Consider the following 14,835-nt stretch of genomic DNA (forward strand, 5'->3'; position numbering starts at 1 on the left):
GCTGTGTCATTTTTCAAAACAAGCACATCTCCCCAATCTCTTGCGACGTTGACCACAGGCCGACTGTATTTACGTGCGCCATCCATGGCGGATTTCGCGCAGTGGTCTGATCTGCGAGCTCAAAGCAGAGCCTTCCTGCAGCCGTGGGAACCCACGTGGCCGGCAGATGATCTGACAAAAGCTGCCTTCCGAAAACGCATCCGGCGTTACAATCGCAACATCCGCGAAGGCTCTCACTACCCGTTTTTTCTGTTCAACCGGGATACCGACGAGTTGATAGGTGGTTTGAACCTTTCCAACGTCCGTCGTGGTGTCGCACAGGCAACCTCGCTTGGGTACTGGATGGGAGCTTCCTTTGCCGGCAATGGCTTTATGAAAGAGGCCGTTCAGCGCGTCTGTTGTTTCTGCTTCAATGATTTACACTTGCACCGCATCGAAGCAGCCTGCTTGCCTTCAAATGAGGTCTCCAGAGCGCTCTTAATGAAGGTTGGATTCTCTGAACTGGGCTTTGCACCCTCGTATTTATTCATAAACGGAATGTGGCAAGACCATATTTTGTTTGGCAAAATCCGGGATTCTGCGCCTATACCAGCCAAAGTCCTGCCACAATCAGAGGCAGATGGGGATAAATTGCCTGTAACACATGCTTGAACCATGAAACTGGCGCCTTGACGATGTAATGATCTTGGCAAGGAATTCAGTTAATTTTTCGTTATCGTGGAGAAGCCGGTGTCAGGGACTTATTGTCAGCGCATGCAGAACGTTATTCAGGCTGTTCTGTTAAGCGCTCTCCTGCTCATTGTGGTTGCGTCACAAGCCTTGGCTTTGGAGGCGATTGTCGTCCCCAAGGACGTTGATGCGCTCGATCTGACCAGCTCTGTCGATATCTATCCCAACACCAGCAAAAGCATTCAGGTTTCCACCGCTCCAGACTCAGATGGCATCGTCAGACGCATCGAAGTGCGTTCCATTGACGATACTGCCAGCTCTTGGGCTGTGTTCGCGCTCTCCAATCCGGGGGAGGAGCAGATCGACCGCCTGCTTGTTGCACCTTACTACAAGATGACTGGCGGCGGTGTATTGGTGCCGGACCTTGGTCAGCGCCGCATCGTATCTCTGACGCCTAGTCAGGGCATCCCACCAATTCGCGAGCGCAGCACAGAAGCAGATATTTACCGTATCACGCTAGATCCGGGTGCGAATGTGACCTTCATCGCGGAGGTCAACACCCCAAGCCTACCGGAACTCCGCCTCTGGAAGCCAGAAGCTTACAAAGACAACATCAACGCTTACACGCTTTACCGCGGTATCGTACTTGGTATTGCTGGCCTCTTGGCGCTGTTCCTCACTATCTTGTTTGTGGTGAAGGGAACTGTTCTCTTCCCGGCAACTGCAGCTCTGGCGTGGGCTGTTCTTGTTTATTTATGTATCGACTTCGGCTTTTGGAATCTCGTCTTCGGGCGAACGCTGGGGGATGATCAGCTCTATCGAGCGGTGGCGGAAATCAGTCTCACAGCCGCGCTTGTGGTCTTCCTTTACGCCTATCTCGGCCTCAGCCGCTGGCACATCCATTATACGCACCTTGCAATCGGCTTGTTCATCACTGTGCTCAGCTTGTTTGGCTTGGCGCTTTGGGATCCAACCATTGCTGCAGGCATCTCTCGTATTCTGATGGGTGGTGTGGCAATCGCTGGCTTCGGTGTCATCCTGATGCTCACCGTTCGCGGGTTCGAACGCGCGATTATGCTGCTGCCGACATGGTTCTTGTTCCTCGCATGGCTGTTCGCTGCGTGGATGGCAACGACAGGCATGTTGCAAAGTGATCTGGTGCAGCCAGCGCTGGCAGGTGGTCTTGTTCTCTTCGTTCTGCTGCTCGGTTTTACCGTCATGCAGCACGCCTTTGCGGGGTCTGGTCTCTCCCACAGTGTGATGAGCGATGTCGAACGCCGGGCTCTGGCTCTGACAGGCTCCGGCGACATCATCTGGGACTGGGACGTCGACCGCGACAAAATCCACACCAGCGGTGGGCTGGAAGAAGCTCTGGGCATCAAGCCAGGTCTTCTGGATGGGCCAGCCCGCCTCTGGCTCGAAATTCTGCACCCGCAAGATCGCGACCTGTTCCGTGGCACATTGGACGCTGTGATTGACCACCGCCGTGGCCGCGTTAATCAGGCGTTCCGCCTCCGTGGCGAAGATGGTCATTATCGCTGGTTCAAAATGCGTGCCCGTCCAGTGCTCGGCTCTGATGGTGAAGTGATCCGCTGCGTTGGTACGCTGCTCGACATCACCTCTCAGAAAACCGCTGAAGAGCGTTTGATGCACGATGCCGTGCACGACAACCTGACCGGCCTGCCAAACCGCGAACTGTTTATGGACCGCCTTGTTGCTGCGCTCGCTCGTTCCAGAGCAGAAGGCAATGGCAACCCGACTGTTATCCTGATTGATCTCGACCGCTTCAAGCAAGTCAACGACAGCATAGGTCAGACAGCTGGCGATTCCATGCTGCTCACCGCTGCACGCCGTCTCTCTCGTCTGATCAAACCGCAGGACTCTCTGTCTCGCATTTCAGCAGATACCTTCGCAGTGCTGATGATCTCCGAGCAGGACGCAACACGCATCGCGTCCTTTGCAGATGAGCTACGCAAATCTCTGCGCACACCAGTCACCTTCGGTGATCAGGAAGTGTTCCTGACAGCATCCATCGGCGCCTCCATCTTTGATGGCGGGCCTGAAAAGGCTACTGACCTGATGCGCGACGCGGAGATTGCACTCAACCACGCCAAACGCCTCGGCGGTGATCGCATTGAGATCTTCCGCCCAACGCTGAAGCCAGTGGCAAGCAACACGCTCGCGTTGGACAATGATCTACGTTCTGCCCTTGAAAAAGACGAGATCAAGGTTTTCTTCCAGCCAATCGTTCGTCTGTCTGACAAGACGACAGCGGGCTTCGAAGCATTGGCGCGCTGGGAACATCCAAGCCGCGGCCTGATCCCACCATCCGAGTTCATTCCGGTTGCTGAACAAAGCGGCCTGATCAACGAGCTTGGCCTGCGTGTGATGGAGAAAGGCGCTCGTCAGCTTGCACAATGGCAGCGCGAGTTCAAACATGCACTACCGCTGTTTGTCTCCGTCAACATCTCTTCTCGCCAGCTGTTGAAGCCGGACCTCATTAACGATGTGAAAGCAGTTCTGGCACGCACAGCGCTGACACCGGGCTCTTTGAAACTGGAGCTGACTGAATCTCTGGTCATGCAGAATCCGGAATTCTCCGTGCAGGTTCTTGAACGTCTGAAAGGTCTGGGGGCTGGTCTGTCTCTGGATGATTTCGGTACAGGCTATTCATCCCTGAGCTACCTCCAGCGCTTCCAGTTCGACACCATCAAGATCGATCAGTCCTTCGTCCGACCTAACGGCCAAAGCGCTCGTCCGGTCATCCTGCGTACCATCGTAGCGCTGGGGCATGACCTTGGTATGGAAGTGGTTGCGGAAGGCGCTGAGACTGAGTCAGATGCACTGGAGCTGTTCCAGCTTGGCTGCGAATACGTGCAGGGCTTCCACTTTGGCCAGCCAATGCGTGCTGCTGAAGCAGGCCGCATGCTCAAAGAGCAGTTCGCCCAGCAGGGCCGCAACAACCAAAGCTGATACGAGCAGGTAAGTTAGAAAGGCTCTGCATGGATGCAATGGAAAATTGTAGCCATGTGGCCTTTGCAGCGGTGCTGGAGAAAAATTGATCTATCTCCGCTAAGTTTCCACTGAATAACTCCTGCGGTGACATACTCGAGGCAATTTTCTAAGAGCATCTGTTCGGGCTCTCTTTTCCCTATCTGAGATTATTAGCTGCATGTTTTGTTTTGGTAATGCGTGTCGAAAATTACACGTCGCTTTGGGCTTGTTTCTGGTTACATCCAGTACCCTAACACCGGCAAGTGCCACGCCATCGCTGGTGTTGAACCTCGACACTCAAAAAGTCCTGTACGCTGAGGATGCCGGCAATCCATGGTATCCCGCTTCAACAACCAAGTTGATGACCGCACTCGTAACCTTTGAGGCTCTTGCCAACAGAGAAGTCGACCTTGAAACGTCAGTGGTGATGTCGCCTTGGGCGATGAGGCAGGACTCATTGAAGTCCGGCCTGAAGGTTGGAAGTATTATGACACTGCAGGATGCGCTTTATGCAGTGCTCGTTGGATCAGCCAATGATGTCGCAGTGGCACTGGCTGAAAGTGTTGCGGGGAGTGAAGATGCATTCGCTCAGCGCATGAATGCCACCGCGCAACGTCTTGGAATGACCGCAAGCCATTTTGTTAACGCCAACGGCTTGTTCGAACCCGCTCAGCAAACATCCGCACGTGATCTGGCCATTTTGGCGAGCGAAGTTTATCTGCGCTTCCCTCAATACCGGGACGTGTTCGCCACATCAAAAGTGCTCATTGATGGTGCCGAAATCAAATCTTACAATGAGTTGCTGACACGACTGCCGGGCACAGTTGGCATGAAGACAGGTTTTGTCTGTTCATCTGGCCGTAATATCGTTGCACTTACAGATCGTGGTGGGCAACGCTTTATGGCTGTCGTTCTTGGCGCGACGACGGGGCGGGAGCGCAGCGAAAGAGCAGCTAAACTCCTGACTGAGGCAATGACTGGTGAACTGCCCCCCAATGGTCTGCAGCTGAATGAAATTGCAAACGACCTCCAACGTCAGCCCGAAAATATGCGTAAACGGGTGTGTAGCAGCCAAAGTGCAGCCTATGAGGCGCAGCAAAACAAGCGCTATCCGATGGGGATCGGCAGAAACAAGAGTTACCTGAAGGCGGCGGTGAAGCACAAAAGCCATAGCATCCGCACTTGGAAGGCTGCTGTGGGTTTTGGCGGGCCGCTACCCTATCCAAAGCCGAAGTAACCGGCAGCGATGCCTGCCACATGTCAGAGTTTGGCAGGCTTGGAAGTGAATTTGATACCGGCTTCTTCGCAATGCAGCCAGACGACCTTGCCGCTGAAGGAAAGTTTGCGGGCTGGCACCTGAATTTTCACCGTGTCACCGGACACGAGCTTTCCGGTATTGATCAGCAGCCGACAACCACCGTTGCTGATGTCTTCAATCACGCAGGATCGGTTGAAATTATCCGTAAGCAGAACAGCGGGCCAATGACAGGCATGCCGTTTGTAGTCCCGGTTTTCTATTTCTAAAAGTTTCGGACGAGGTATCATGAGACCGCCGGCCCTTACATCAATATACGATAACTAGAATCATTAGTTTGGAAAACTGATATACGCATTATCAATTATATATTGCGCAGATGTTAACGTGCGAGCGGCCTATCGTCTCAGCCTAAGCTATTCATATCATGAAGGAAAATGAGAAAATTCGGCTCTAAATATGTTGAGCGTACAGGTTGACTGTAACCTGCGGGAAGCACTACGTAAATTTGAGGCTGTAACCATCAAGTGGATTGTGAAAGGGAAGGGCTGTTCTATTTTCCAGAAATAATCGTCAATTCACAGTCGCCAACAGAAACCTCAAGCGGTGTGCCGCCAAATGGCTCTCCGTCGATTTGCACTGCCGCTGCGCGATAGGCATCTATGCGGGCAGTTCTGATTGCCTTGCACTCAACATTACGGGATTTTGCGACGCTGCCAGTAAGTAAGCGGCATGCGTATTTGAAGAGCGCCCACACCCCGTCCTCTTTAAAGACCAGTAGATGCAGTTTCTTCTCCAGAATGGACGCATCAGGCACCACGAGGTGTTTACCAGCGTAGTAGCGGCCATTGGTGATCAAGGCCATAGCGCACTGCAGCTCTTCATCGTCTGCCCGCACTTTAAAGCTGCCTTTGCGGCGCGAAAATGCCAGTTGGGCGGCAATGAAGAGATAAGCAAACCGACCGTAACGTCGCTTCAGACGTAGTGGTACAACATGCACCACTTCTGCATCAAAGCCGGTTGACGTGGATAGGAAGAACGGGCGTCCATTGGCAAAACCATTGTGCAGTTTCTTCGTCTTGCCTGCGATGATCGTCTTGGCAATCTCTTGCGGCGTACTCGGTACACCCAGCTCATGAGCAAGCACATTTGCGGTGCCCAACGGAATAATCGCCAGATGCGGTTTCATTCCGCGCCCCAACAAAGCAGAAGCAGCCTCACTCACAGAGGCATCCCCACCAGCAACAGCCAGAATATCCGTGCTTAGGTCAGGGTCCGTGCAAGTCTCAGCAATCTCGCTTGCACGGCTGGTGAGTTTCAGCTCCACCTTCATCCCGGCGTCTTCAAGGCACTGCACAATCTCTGTGATGTTTTGAAAACGGAAAGATGTCGCAGTCGGATTGGCAAGAATAAGCACACGCTTGGCTTTGCGTGATTTCTTTTTCGCCTCTTCCGGCCGAGAGTGGGGAAGCTGGTTTTCCATAAACCTGACCTTGCCTTCCCGACTTACTTGGATTTCTGAAAGGGTTTCATACCCTTGCGGGCAAGCTCATCAGCACGTTCGTTTTCTTCGTGCCCGGCATGACCTTTGATCCAGTGCCATGCAACATCGTGCCGTTGTGCTGCCGTATCAAGCAGTTGCCATAGATCAGCGTTCTTAACGGGTGAGTTGGAAGCAGTCCGCCAGCCCTTGCGCTTCCAGTTATGCATCCACTGCGTAATGCCGTTTTTCACATAGGAACTGTCGGTATAAAGATCGACGGCACAAGAGCGCTTCAGGGAATCAAGAGCCTGAATGGCTGCCATCAACTCCATGCGATTGTTGGTCGTATCAGGCTCGCCGCCGCATAATTCTTTTTCATGCTCGCCAAAGCGCAGCAGCACGCCCCAGCCGCCAGGTCCCGGGTTGCCGGAGCAAGCTCCATCAGTCCATGTCTCAACACGTTTGGTATCGGTCATTTATCCAGCCCGTATGCACTCGCATTGGATACGCTACGATGGAACCTGAGTTTGTGCAGGTATTCAAGTGGATCTTTCGGAACAACAAGCGCACCTTCCGGCACCGACAGCCAGTCGTAAAGACGGGTCAGCAGGAAGCGCAGCGCTGCACCACGACACAACAAAGGCAGGTTGTCGAATTCAAGCTCGCTGAACGGGCGCACACTGCGATAACCTTCCAGCAATGCCCGCGCTTTCGTGACGTTGAACATGCCATCCGGCTCAAAGCACCAGGCATTGATGCAGATCGCCACGTCATAGGCGAAGGCATCATTACAAGCAAAGTAGAAGTCGATCAGACCGGAAAGTTCTTTGCCCAGATAAAACACATTGTCCGGGAATAGGTCAGCATGAATAACACCGTTTGGCAGTTCTTTCGGCCACAGTGCCTGTAGCTCATCCAGTTCTGCAGTCAGCTCTTCTGCAAGGCCAACCTTCACTTCATGCGCACGCTCGCGGCTGGCATCCAGTAAAGGTGCCCAACCATCAACACTCAGAGAGTTTGGTCGTTTGATCTCAAAGTCAGCGCCTGCCAGATGCATCCGCGCCATGCCTTTGCCCAGCTCTGCACAATGCACCAGTTGAGGCTTACGAACCCACATACCATCAAGGAATGTAACCATGGCCGCAGGACGTCCCGCAAGCTCGCCAAGCATCTGACCATCACGGTCAATAAGCGGAGTAGGGCAGTTCAGGCCATTATTGGCAAGATGCTGCATCAGCCCCAGAAAAAACGGCAAATCATCAGGATTAACGCGTTTTTCGTAGAGCGTCAGGATGTAATAACCCGTCTCCGTATGAACCAGATAGTTGGAGTTCTCGACACCTTCAGCAATGCCCTTGTAAGAGAGCAAATTGCCAATGTTGAAACGGTCGATGAAAGCGCCCAGCTCTTCATCGGAAACATCGGTATATACAGCCATAACTATTCAGCCGGACTTGTTCCGCTAGGCGCGGCAGCGGTCCGTAACTCTTTCGGTAGATTGAATGAAATGTCTTCTTCAGCAGTTGTAACGGTTTCCAGTGTCACATCATAATGCTCACGGAAGGATTCAACAATTTCTTCAACAAGGATTTCAGGGGCAGACGCACCGGCGGTGATACCGATTGTTTTCGCACCTTCAAAATCATCCCAGAAGATCTCGGAGGCTCGCTGAATGAGGAAAGCCTTGTCACAACCTGCTCTCTCACCAACTTCGCGTAGGCGCTTGGAGTTGGAGGAGTTTGGTGCACCAACAACAATCATCGCATCGCACTTAGGTGCAATTTCCTTCACAGCATGCTGGCGATTGGTTGTTGCGTAACAGATGTCATCCTTGTGAGGCTTCGCAATGGTCGGGAAGCGTTCTTCAAGAATTTTGACAATCTCTTCTGTGTCATCAACAGAAAGAGTCGTCTGAGAAATCCACGCCAATTGCCGGTCGGTCTTCGGTTTAAACTGGCGGGCATCCTCTGCTGTCTCAATAAGAGAAACACGTCCACGCGGCAGCTGACCCATGGTGCCAACAACTTCCGGATGGCCTTTATGACCGATCAGCAGAATTTCGCGCTCACGCCTGTCATGCAAAATAGCTTCTTTGTGCACCTTGGAAACCAGCGGACAGGTGGCATCAAGGAAGAACAGATTACGCAGTCGCGCAGCCTCTGGCACAGATTTCGGCACACCGTGCGCAGAAAAAATAACGGGACGGTCGTCTACCGGGATCTCATCTAATTCCTCAACAAAAACAGCACCTTTGTTGCGCAGAGATTCAACCACATACTTATTGTGAACGATCTCGTGGCGCACATAAACAGGGGCACCGTATTTCTCGAGAGCGAGGTCGACGATCTGGATCGCGCGATCAACACCGGCACAAAAGCCACGTGGAGCGCAAAGAAGAATTTTGATCGGTGCCTTTGTGGTCGGCGTAACCTGCATGATGTATTCCTGAGTTTTGACTTTGAGCAATTGAAGGATGTTGACTGCCTCTGTCAAGAAAAAGAGTTTTTAATCGGGCATCAAGGGCTGATTTTCTCCAATATTCAGCCTGTCAGCTTCCTCTACTGTGTTTCAGGTGCCTGATGTATCTCGCCATTTGCGTTTGTGGCTGATATAGAAACAAAAACTGCAGGTAAATTTGGGATTCGTATGGTGGGCAATTTATTGGCAAAATCACTGCTCAAAAACACAGGCCGGGCAATTCTTCTGGCAGCACTTGGTGCTTCACTGGCAGGTTGCGGTAGCTTTATGTCATCGGACAACGAGCTGGAAGCATCCTCTGCAAACCCGCCTGCAACTGAGAAGACCTTTGATCTGTCCGTTCTTCAGGCGCCAGCCTTATGCCCCGCTTTGCAGGAGCTTTCAGGAACAACCATCCTGACGGTGTACCCGCGCGGAAAAGAAAAGACGCCTGAGAATCTGAGCTATCAGGCCATCATCAGGGATTGGGCGCGTACTTGTAAAAAGTCCGGTCAGAATTCCGCGATGAAATTAGGCATCGCTGGCAACATTACACCCGGTCCAACCTGGAAAGGCGGCGAAATTTTGCTTCCTGTGCGTGTAGCAGTCACACAAGGTGTGGATGGCGGAGAAAAAACAATCTACTCCAAACTCTTCAGCGTTCCTGTCACTTTAGGGGCCGGATCGCCGTCTGCAACATGGGCATTTGTGGAAGAAAATATTATCCTTCCGAATGAACCGGGACAAAATGTTGTCTTTGGATTCGACGAAAAGTAAAAAATAGGTTAGTAAGTGATTACAGCTTGGCGTCATAGTGTCGCGCCAGCCTTCTTGAATGACACGTTGCAGTCATTCAGGGGGAATACATTCGCCGGTCTGAGGAGGGCTGGCGCGTGATAGAGCTGTGCGGGAGAGAATAAGCCACCCATTGGGTTATCGCCGAAGGAGCAACCGCCCCGGAAACTCTCAGGCAAAAGGACCGCACAGTAAGCAACACTCTGGAAAGCAGTGCCGAGCACGCAATCCTGCTGGATCGCATGTTAAGGCTCTCACCGAAGGAGTAACCATTCTGGTTTTTGTAGCTGCCAGCGTGGGAAATCTCTCAGGTTCTCGAGACAGAGGGGGCGTACTCGATCATTCCGCGACTTTGGAATGGTCGTTGATGTGTACGCCACTGTCTGAGGGGACCATATGGCTGAAGCTGCAGACCTGCTAAAAACACCGCTTTTCGATCTTCATGTAGAGCTTGGCGCTAAAATGGTGCCGTTCGCTGGTTATGATATGCCAGTGCAGTTCCCGCTTGGCGTGATGAAAGAACATCTCTTCACACGTGAAAGCGCAGGCCTCTTTGATGTGTCTCACATGGGGCAGGCTTGGCTCGTAGGCCCAGATCACGCAACCACTGCTGCTGCTCTGGAAACACTTGTTCCTTCCAACATGAAGGAACTGAAGCCGGGCAAACAGCGTTACACCGTTCTGCTCAACGACAACGGCTGCATCATTGATGACCTCATGGTCTCTCGCCCTCTGGCGAGCGAAGATGATGGTCGCCTCATGCTCGTCGTAAATGCTGCATGTAAAGACAACGACTATAAAATTATCGCAGCAGCCCTTCCAGAAAACGTAAAGCTTGAGATCGTTGAAGATCGCGCATTGATCGCAATCCAAGGTCCAAAAGCTGCTGAAGTGATGGCGCTGCACGCACCAGAAGCTGCAGAAATGGGCTTCATGGAAGCGCGTCCTCTGGAATTTGACGGCATCTCCGTTATCGCCTCCCGCTCAGGGTACACTGGCGAAGATGGCTATGAGATTTCCATTCCGGCTGGCGCTGCTGAAGCAGTTGCAAAAGCGCTGCTCGCAGATGAGCGCGTTGAATCCATCGGGCTTGGCGCTCGTGACAGCCTGCGTCTTGAAGCAGGTCTTTGCCTTTATGGTCACGACATCGACGAAAACACCACACCTGTTGAAGGCAATATCACCTTCTGCATGCAGAAGCGCCGCAAAGAAGCAGGTGATTTCCCAGGTGGTGAACGTGTGCTGAAACAGCTGGCTGAAGGCACCGAAAATCTCCGTATAGGCTTGCTGCTTGAAGGCCGTGCACCAGCACGTGAAGGCGCGGAAATCCGCGTCCCGGGTACAGAAGAAATTATTGGCCGCGTCACATCTGGCGGTTATGGGCCAACTCTCGGCGCACCAGTTGCGATGGGCTATGTCCCGTCCAATCTGGCAGAAATTGGCACAGAATTAGAGCTTGTGGTCCGTGGCCGCGCGCTTCCTGCCAAGGTTGCTGAGATGCCGTTTGTAGCGCAGCGCTACTACCGCAAACCAAAATAATTCCGGTGAGGGCAGCGGGCTGCCCCAATCACATTTCAATCGACAAACGACAGTGTAGGGAACGCTTAAATGAGCACATATTTCACAAAAGACCACGAGTGGCTGAAGGTTGAGGGAGACGTAGTAACCGTCGGTATCACTGAGTTCGCACAGAGCCAGCTGGGCGATGTTGTGTTCGTCGAGCTGCCAGAAAACGGCAAAACCGTCGATCAGGACGATGAAGTTGCTGTTGTGGAATCCGTGAAAGCTGCATCTGAAGTATATGCGCCGCTCGATGGTGAGATCGTTGAAGGCAACGAACTGCTCGTTGATGAGCCTGCAAAAGTGAATGAAGACCCAGAAGGCGCTGCATGGTTCTTCAAAATGAAGCTCGGGAATGCTGCACAGCTAGAAGCCCTGATGAGCGAAGCTGACTACAAAGCATTTGTAGAAACGCTTTAAGGCAAAGCGTACTCCCGAAAAACCCGACCGGTTTTCGGAATAAGAATACGCAATAAGCCAAAAGCCGTTCATCACCTGCCATGCACGACAGCCGCATGGCAGGAAATGGCAGAAGCCCTGTTCGCTTTTGCTGCAATGTGCATCAGACAATCTGATGGAGAGAGAACATGCGGTATCTTCCGCTTTCAGACAACGACCGCGCCGACATGCTGGCGCGTATCGGCGTAGACTCAATCGATGAGCTGTTTGCCGATATCCCAGAGGCCGTTCGCCTTGAAGAACTGACAACCTTGCCGCGTCGCAAGACCGAAATGCAAGTTGAGCGCCAGCTCAGCGCAATGGCGAACAAGAATGTCAGTGCCGGATCTCTACCGTTCTTCGTTGGGGCAGGGGCGTACAAACACCACGTGCCAGCAACGGTTGATCATCTGATCCAGCGTTCTGAATTTCTGACAAGCTACACCCCGTATCAGCCAGAAATCACACAGGGCACGCTTCAGGCACTCTTCGAGTTCCAGACACAGGTGGCAAACCTGACCGGAATGGAAGTCGCCAACGCGTCCATGTACGATGGATCTACCGGCACAGCTGAAGCTGTGTTGATGGCGCACCGTGTAACCCGCAAGAAAAAAGCGGTTCTTTCCGGTGGCCTGCATCCGCAGTACCGCGAAGTGGTCGAAGGTGTTTCTGCAAAACTGCCTGGTGCATCTGTTGCGGCCCTCCCGGCAGACCCAACTGGTACAGAAGATATTCTGGCACAGATCGACGACGAAACCTCCTGTGTGGTGGTTCAGTCTCCGTCCTTCTACGGTCAGCTGATCGATCTGAAGCCGATTGCAGAAAAAGCGCACAAGCACAAAGCTCTGTTGATCGCAGTGTTCACTGAAGTTGTTTCCCTCGGCCTTCTGGAAAGCCCAGGTGCTCAGGGCGCGGACATCGTGGTTGGCGAAGGCCAGTCCATCGGTAACCCGCTCACCTTCGGTGGCCCTTACGTTGGTCTGTTTGCAACCCGCCAGAAGTACATCCGCAATATGCCGGGTCGTGTTTGTGGTGAAACAACGGATGCAGAAGGCAAGCGCGGTTTCGTGTTGACCCTCTCCACCCGTGAGCAGCACATCCGTCGTGACAAAGCGACCTCCAACATCTGCACCAACTCCGGTCTGTGTTCCTTGGCGTTCACCATCCACATGACCTTGTTGGGCGGCAAAGGCCTCGCACGCCTTGCCCGCATCAACCACATGAGCGCAGTTGCACTGGCAAATGCTCTTTCTGCGGTTGAGGGTGTTGAAGTGCTGAACTCCGCGTACTTCAACGAGTTCACAATTCGCACGCCAAAGAATGCACATGACGTGATTGAAGCTCTTGCTGCAAAGGGCGTTTTGGGCGGTGTTCCTGTTTGCCGTCTGGACAAATCCGGTGGTGATATCGACAACCTGATCGTTGTTGCAAGCACAGAAGTGAACACCGATGAGGACCGTGCAGCCTACGCGCAGGCTCTGAAGGAGGTGCTGGCATGACTATGAACCATCAGGGACGTCCAACACGTGCTGGTGAAGCTGGCCCCCCAATGCCGCACCAGACCTTTACGGGCAACAAAGCATTGGACATGGAAGAGCCGCTCATCTTTGAGATCGGCCACATGGACAACTGTGGTGTAGACCTTGACGAGCCAATGGACTTCGTTCCACGCCTCGGCAACCACATGCGTTCTGAGCCGGCAGAGCTTCCAGCTCTGTCCGAGCCAGAAACCATGCGCCACTACGTCCGCATGTCCCGCAACAACTATGCGATTGATTCAGGCCTGTACCCACTGGGTTCCTGCACCATGAAGCATAACCCGCGTCTTAATGAGAAGATGGCGCGTCTGCCGGGCTTTGCTGACATTCACCCACTGCAGCCAATTTCCACAGTTCCGGGTGCTTTCGAGCTGATCTCTGAGCTGGCTGACTGGCTGATGGAACTTACCGGTACCAACGCTGTGGCCATGAGCCCGAAAGCTGGTGCTCACGGTGAGCAGTGCGGTATGATGTCTATCAAGCACGCAATTGCAGCCAAAGGTGAAGAACGCTCCATCGTTCTGGTTCCCGAAAGTGCTCACGGCACCAACCCGGCAACCGCTGCACTGGTTGGCTACAAGGTTGTGTCCATCCCGGCACGTGAAGACGGCACAGTGGCCGTGGAAGCTGTGATCGAAAAGATCGAAGCCCACGCAGGTCAGGTGGCAGCGCTTATGCTCACCAACCCGAACACCTGTGGTCTGTTTGAGCCAGAAGTGATTGAGATTGCAAATGCAATCCATGAAGCTGGTGGCTACTTCTACTGCGATGGCGCAAACTTCAACGCGATTGTTGGTAAGGCAAAACCGGGTGATCTTGGCATCGACGCCATGCACATCAACTTGCACAAAACCTTCTCCACACCGCACGGCGGTGGTGGCCCAGGTTCTGGTCCGGTTGTTCTGTCTGATCGTCTGGCACCATACGCACCGCTTCCATTCATCCGCAAAAATGGCGATGAGCTGGAAATTGTTGAGACAACCGATCAGTTGAAGGACGGTGAACAGCCATTTGGCCGTATGACCGCATTCTTCGGTCAGATGGGCATGTATGTACGCGCGCTGTCTTACATGCAGTCTCACGGCTCTGATGGCCTCAAGCAGGCATCTGAAGATGCTGTGTTGAACGCCAACTACGTCCGCGTTGGCCTGCAGGACCTGATGACCCTGCCATTCGGTGTAAAGCCATGCATGCACGAAGTTCTGTTTGATGACAGCTTCCTGAATGACACTGGTGTTTCCACACTCGACTTCGCAAAAGCGATGATCGACGAAGGCTACCACCCAATGACCATGTACTTCCCACTGGTCGTAAGTGGTGCAATGTTGATCGAACCAACCGAAAGCGAAAGCCGCGCTTCTCTGGACCTGTTCGTCGCAACCATGCGCGATCTGGTGATGAGTGCAAAAGCAGGCGAAAAAGACCGCTTCGAAGGTGCTCCGTTCCTGGCTCCGCGCCGTCGTCTGGATGAAACAGCGGCTGCGCGTAAACCAATCCTAAAATGGGTGGCTCCAGAACCAACCAAGGTGGAACCAGAACTCGCGTAACAACGAGCCTTCTGTAAAAACTTATAGCCCGGCTCTTGAAAAAGACGCCGGGCTTTTTTCTGTGCGGCCCAATCCATGCCCATACCGATGCCCATGGAT

13 protein-coding genes and 1 riboswitch are annotated in these 14,835 nt (G+C 53.1%); of the genes, 8 read left to right on the forward strand and 5 right to left on the reverse strand.

Annotated features, from left to right (window positions below; translation table 11 throughout):
• Positions 1-3 precede the first annotated feature (3 nt).
• The 3 genes from PsAD13_RS08305 to PsAD13_RS08315 all read left to right on the forward strand — a co-directional run bounded on the left by PsAD13_RS08305 (position 4) and on the right by PsAD13_RS08315 (position 4,900).
• Positions 4-651: a GNAT family protein gene (locus PsAD13_RS08305; protein WP_063287211.1), complete on the forward strand. Its 648-nt coding sequence runs from the start codon at positions 4-6 to the stop codon at positions 649-651.
• Between the two features lie 102 nt (positions 652-753).
• A complete protein-coding gene (locus tag PsAD13_RS08310) occupies positions 754-3,642 on the forward strand; it encodes an EAL domain-containing protein (protein ID WP_063287212.1) in 2,889 nt (962 codons plus the stop codon).
• A 199-nt stretch (positions 3,643-3,841) separates the two neighbouring features.
• Positions 3,842-4,900 carry a D-alanyl-D-alanine carboxypeptidase family protein gene (locus PsAD13_RS08315; RefSeq protein WP_063317845.1) on the forward strand — a complete coding sequence of 353 codons (1,059 nt, stop codon included), beginning with the start codon at positions 3,842-3,844 and terminating at the stop codon, positions 4,898-4,900.
• A 23-nt stretch (positions 4,901-4,923) separates the two neighbouring features.
• Here the strand turns inward: PsAD13_RS08315 and PsAD13_RS27255 are convergent, their stop codons facing one another.
• The 5 genes from PsAD13_RS27255 to ispH all read right to left on the reverse strand — a co-directional run bounded on the left by PsAD13_RS27255 (position 4,924) and on the right by ispH (position 8,894).
• Complete coding sequence (locus PsAD13_RS27255) at positions 4,924-5,208, reverse strand: PilZ domain-containing protein (RefSeq protein ID WP_082830975.1); 285 nt, start codon at positions 5,206-5,208, stop codon at positions 4,924-4,926.
• A 263-nt stretch (positions 5,209-5,471) separates the two neighbouring features.
• Positions 5,472-6,401 (reverse strand): YegS/Rv2252/BmrU family lipid kinase, encoded by a 930-nt coding sequence (locus PsAD13_RS08325; RefSeq protein WP_063287215.1) that lies wholly within the window; start codon positions 6,399-6,401, stop codon positions 5,472-5,474.
• 23 nt (positions 6,402-6,424) lie between these two features.
• Positions 6,425-6,877 carry a ribonuclease HI gene (rnhA, locus tag PsAD13_RS08330; RefSeq protein ID WP_057462906.1) on the reverse strand — a complete coding sequence of 151 codons (453 nt, stop codon included), beginning with the start codon at positions 6,875-6,877 and terminating at the stop codon, positions 6,425-6,427.
• Entirely contained in the window at positions 6,874-7,839 is a 966-nt protein-coding gene (locus tag PsAD13_RS08335) for a homoserine kinase (RefSeq protein ID WP_063317847.1), read from the reverse strand. The genes rnhA and PsAD13_RS08335 overlap by 4 nt, the downstream gene beginning before the upstream one ends.
• A 2-nt stretch (positions 7,840-7,841) precedes the next feature.
• The gene (gene ispH, locus PsAD13_RS08340; protein WP_063287217.1) at positions 7,842-8,894 is read right to left on the reverse strand and encodes a 4-hydroxy-3-methylbut-2-enyl diphosphate reductase; all 1,053 of its coding nucleotides are present in this window, start codon (positions 8,892-8,894) and stop codon (positions 7,842-7,844) included.
• Positions 8,895-9,047: 153 nt separating this feature from the next.
• Between ispH and PsAD13_RS08345 the strand changes: the two genes are divergently transcribed.
• The 5 genes from PsAD13_RS08345 (at position 9,048) to gcvPB (ending at position 14,736) form a co-directional block, all read left to right on the forward strand.
• Positions 9,048-9,635, forward strand: coding sequence for a hypothetical protein (locus tag PsAD13_RS08345; RefSeq protein ID WP_063317966.1), 588 nt, complete (start codon positions 9,048-9,050; stop codon positions 9,633-9,635).
• A 120-nt stretch (positions 9,636-9,755) separates the two neighbouring features.
• A riboswitch (glycine riboswitch) is annotated at positions 9,756-9,850 on the forward strand.
• A gap of 199 nt (positions 9,851-10,049) precedes the next feature.
• A complete protein-coding gene (gene gcvT, locus PsAD13_RS08350) occupies positions 10,050-11,192 on the forward strand; it encodes a glycine cleavage system aminomethyltransferase GcvT (protein WP_063317848.1) in 1,143 nt (380 codons plus the stop codon).
• 69 nt (positions 11,193-11,261) lie between these two features.
• On the forward strand, positions 11,262-11,633 hold the full coding sequence (gene gcvH, locus PsAD13_RS08355; RefSeq protein WP_057462902.1) for a glycine cleavage system protein GcvH: 372 nt from the start codon (positions 11,262-11,264) through the stop codon (positions 11,631-11,633).
• Between the two features lie 167 nt (positions 11,634-11,800).
• Positions 11,801-13,150 carry an aminomethyl-transferring glycine dehydrogenase subunit GcvPA gene (gene gcvPA / locus PsAD13_RS08360; protein WP_063317849.1) on the forward strand — a complete coding sequence of 450 codons (1,350 nt, stop codon included), beginning with the start codon at positions 11,801-11,803 and terminating at the stop codon, positions 13,148-13,150.
• A complete protein-coding gene (gcvPB, locus tag PsAD13_RS08365; RefSeq protein ID WP_063317850.1) occupies positions 13,147-14,736 on the forward strand; it encodes an aminomethyl-transferring glycine dehydrogenase subunit GcvPB in 1,590 nt (529 codons plus the stop codon). The genes gcvPA and gcvPB overlap by 4 nt, the downstream gene beginning before the upstream one ends.
• Positions 14,737-14,835 lie beyond the last annotated feature (99 nt).

The sequence above is a fragment of the Pseudovibrio sp. Ad13 genome, assembly GCF_001623225.1.
Classification (GTDB): Bacteria; Pseudomonadota; Alphaproteobacteria; order Rhizobiales; family Stappiaceae; genus Pseudovibrio.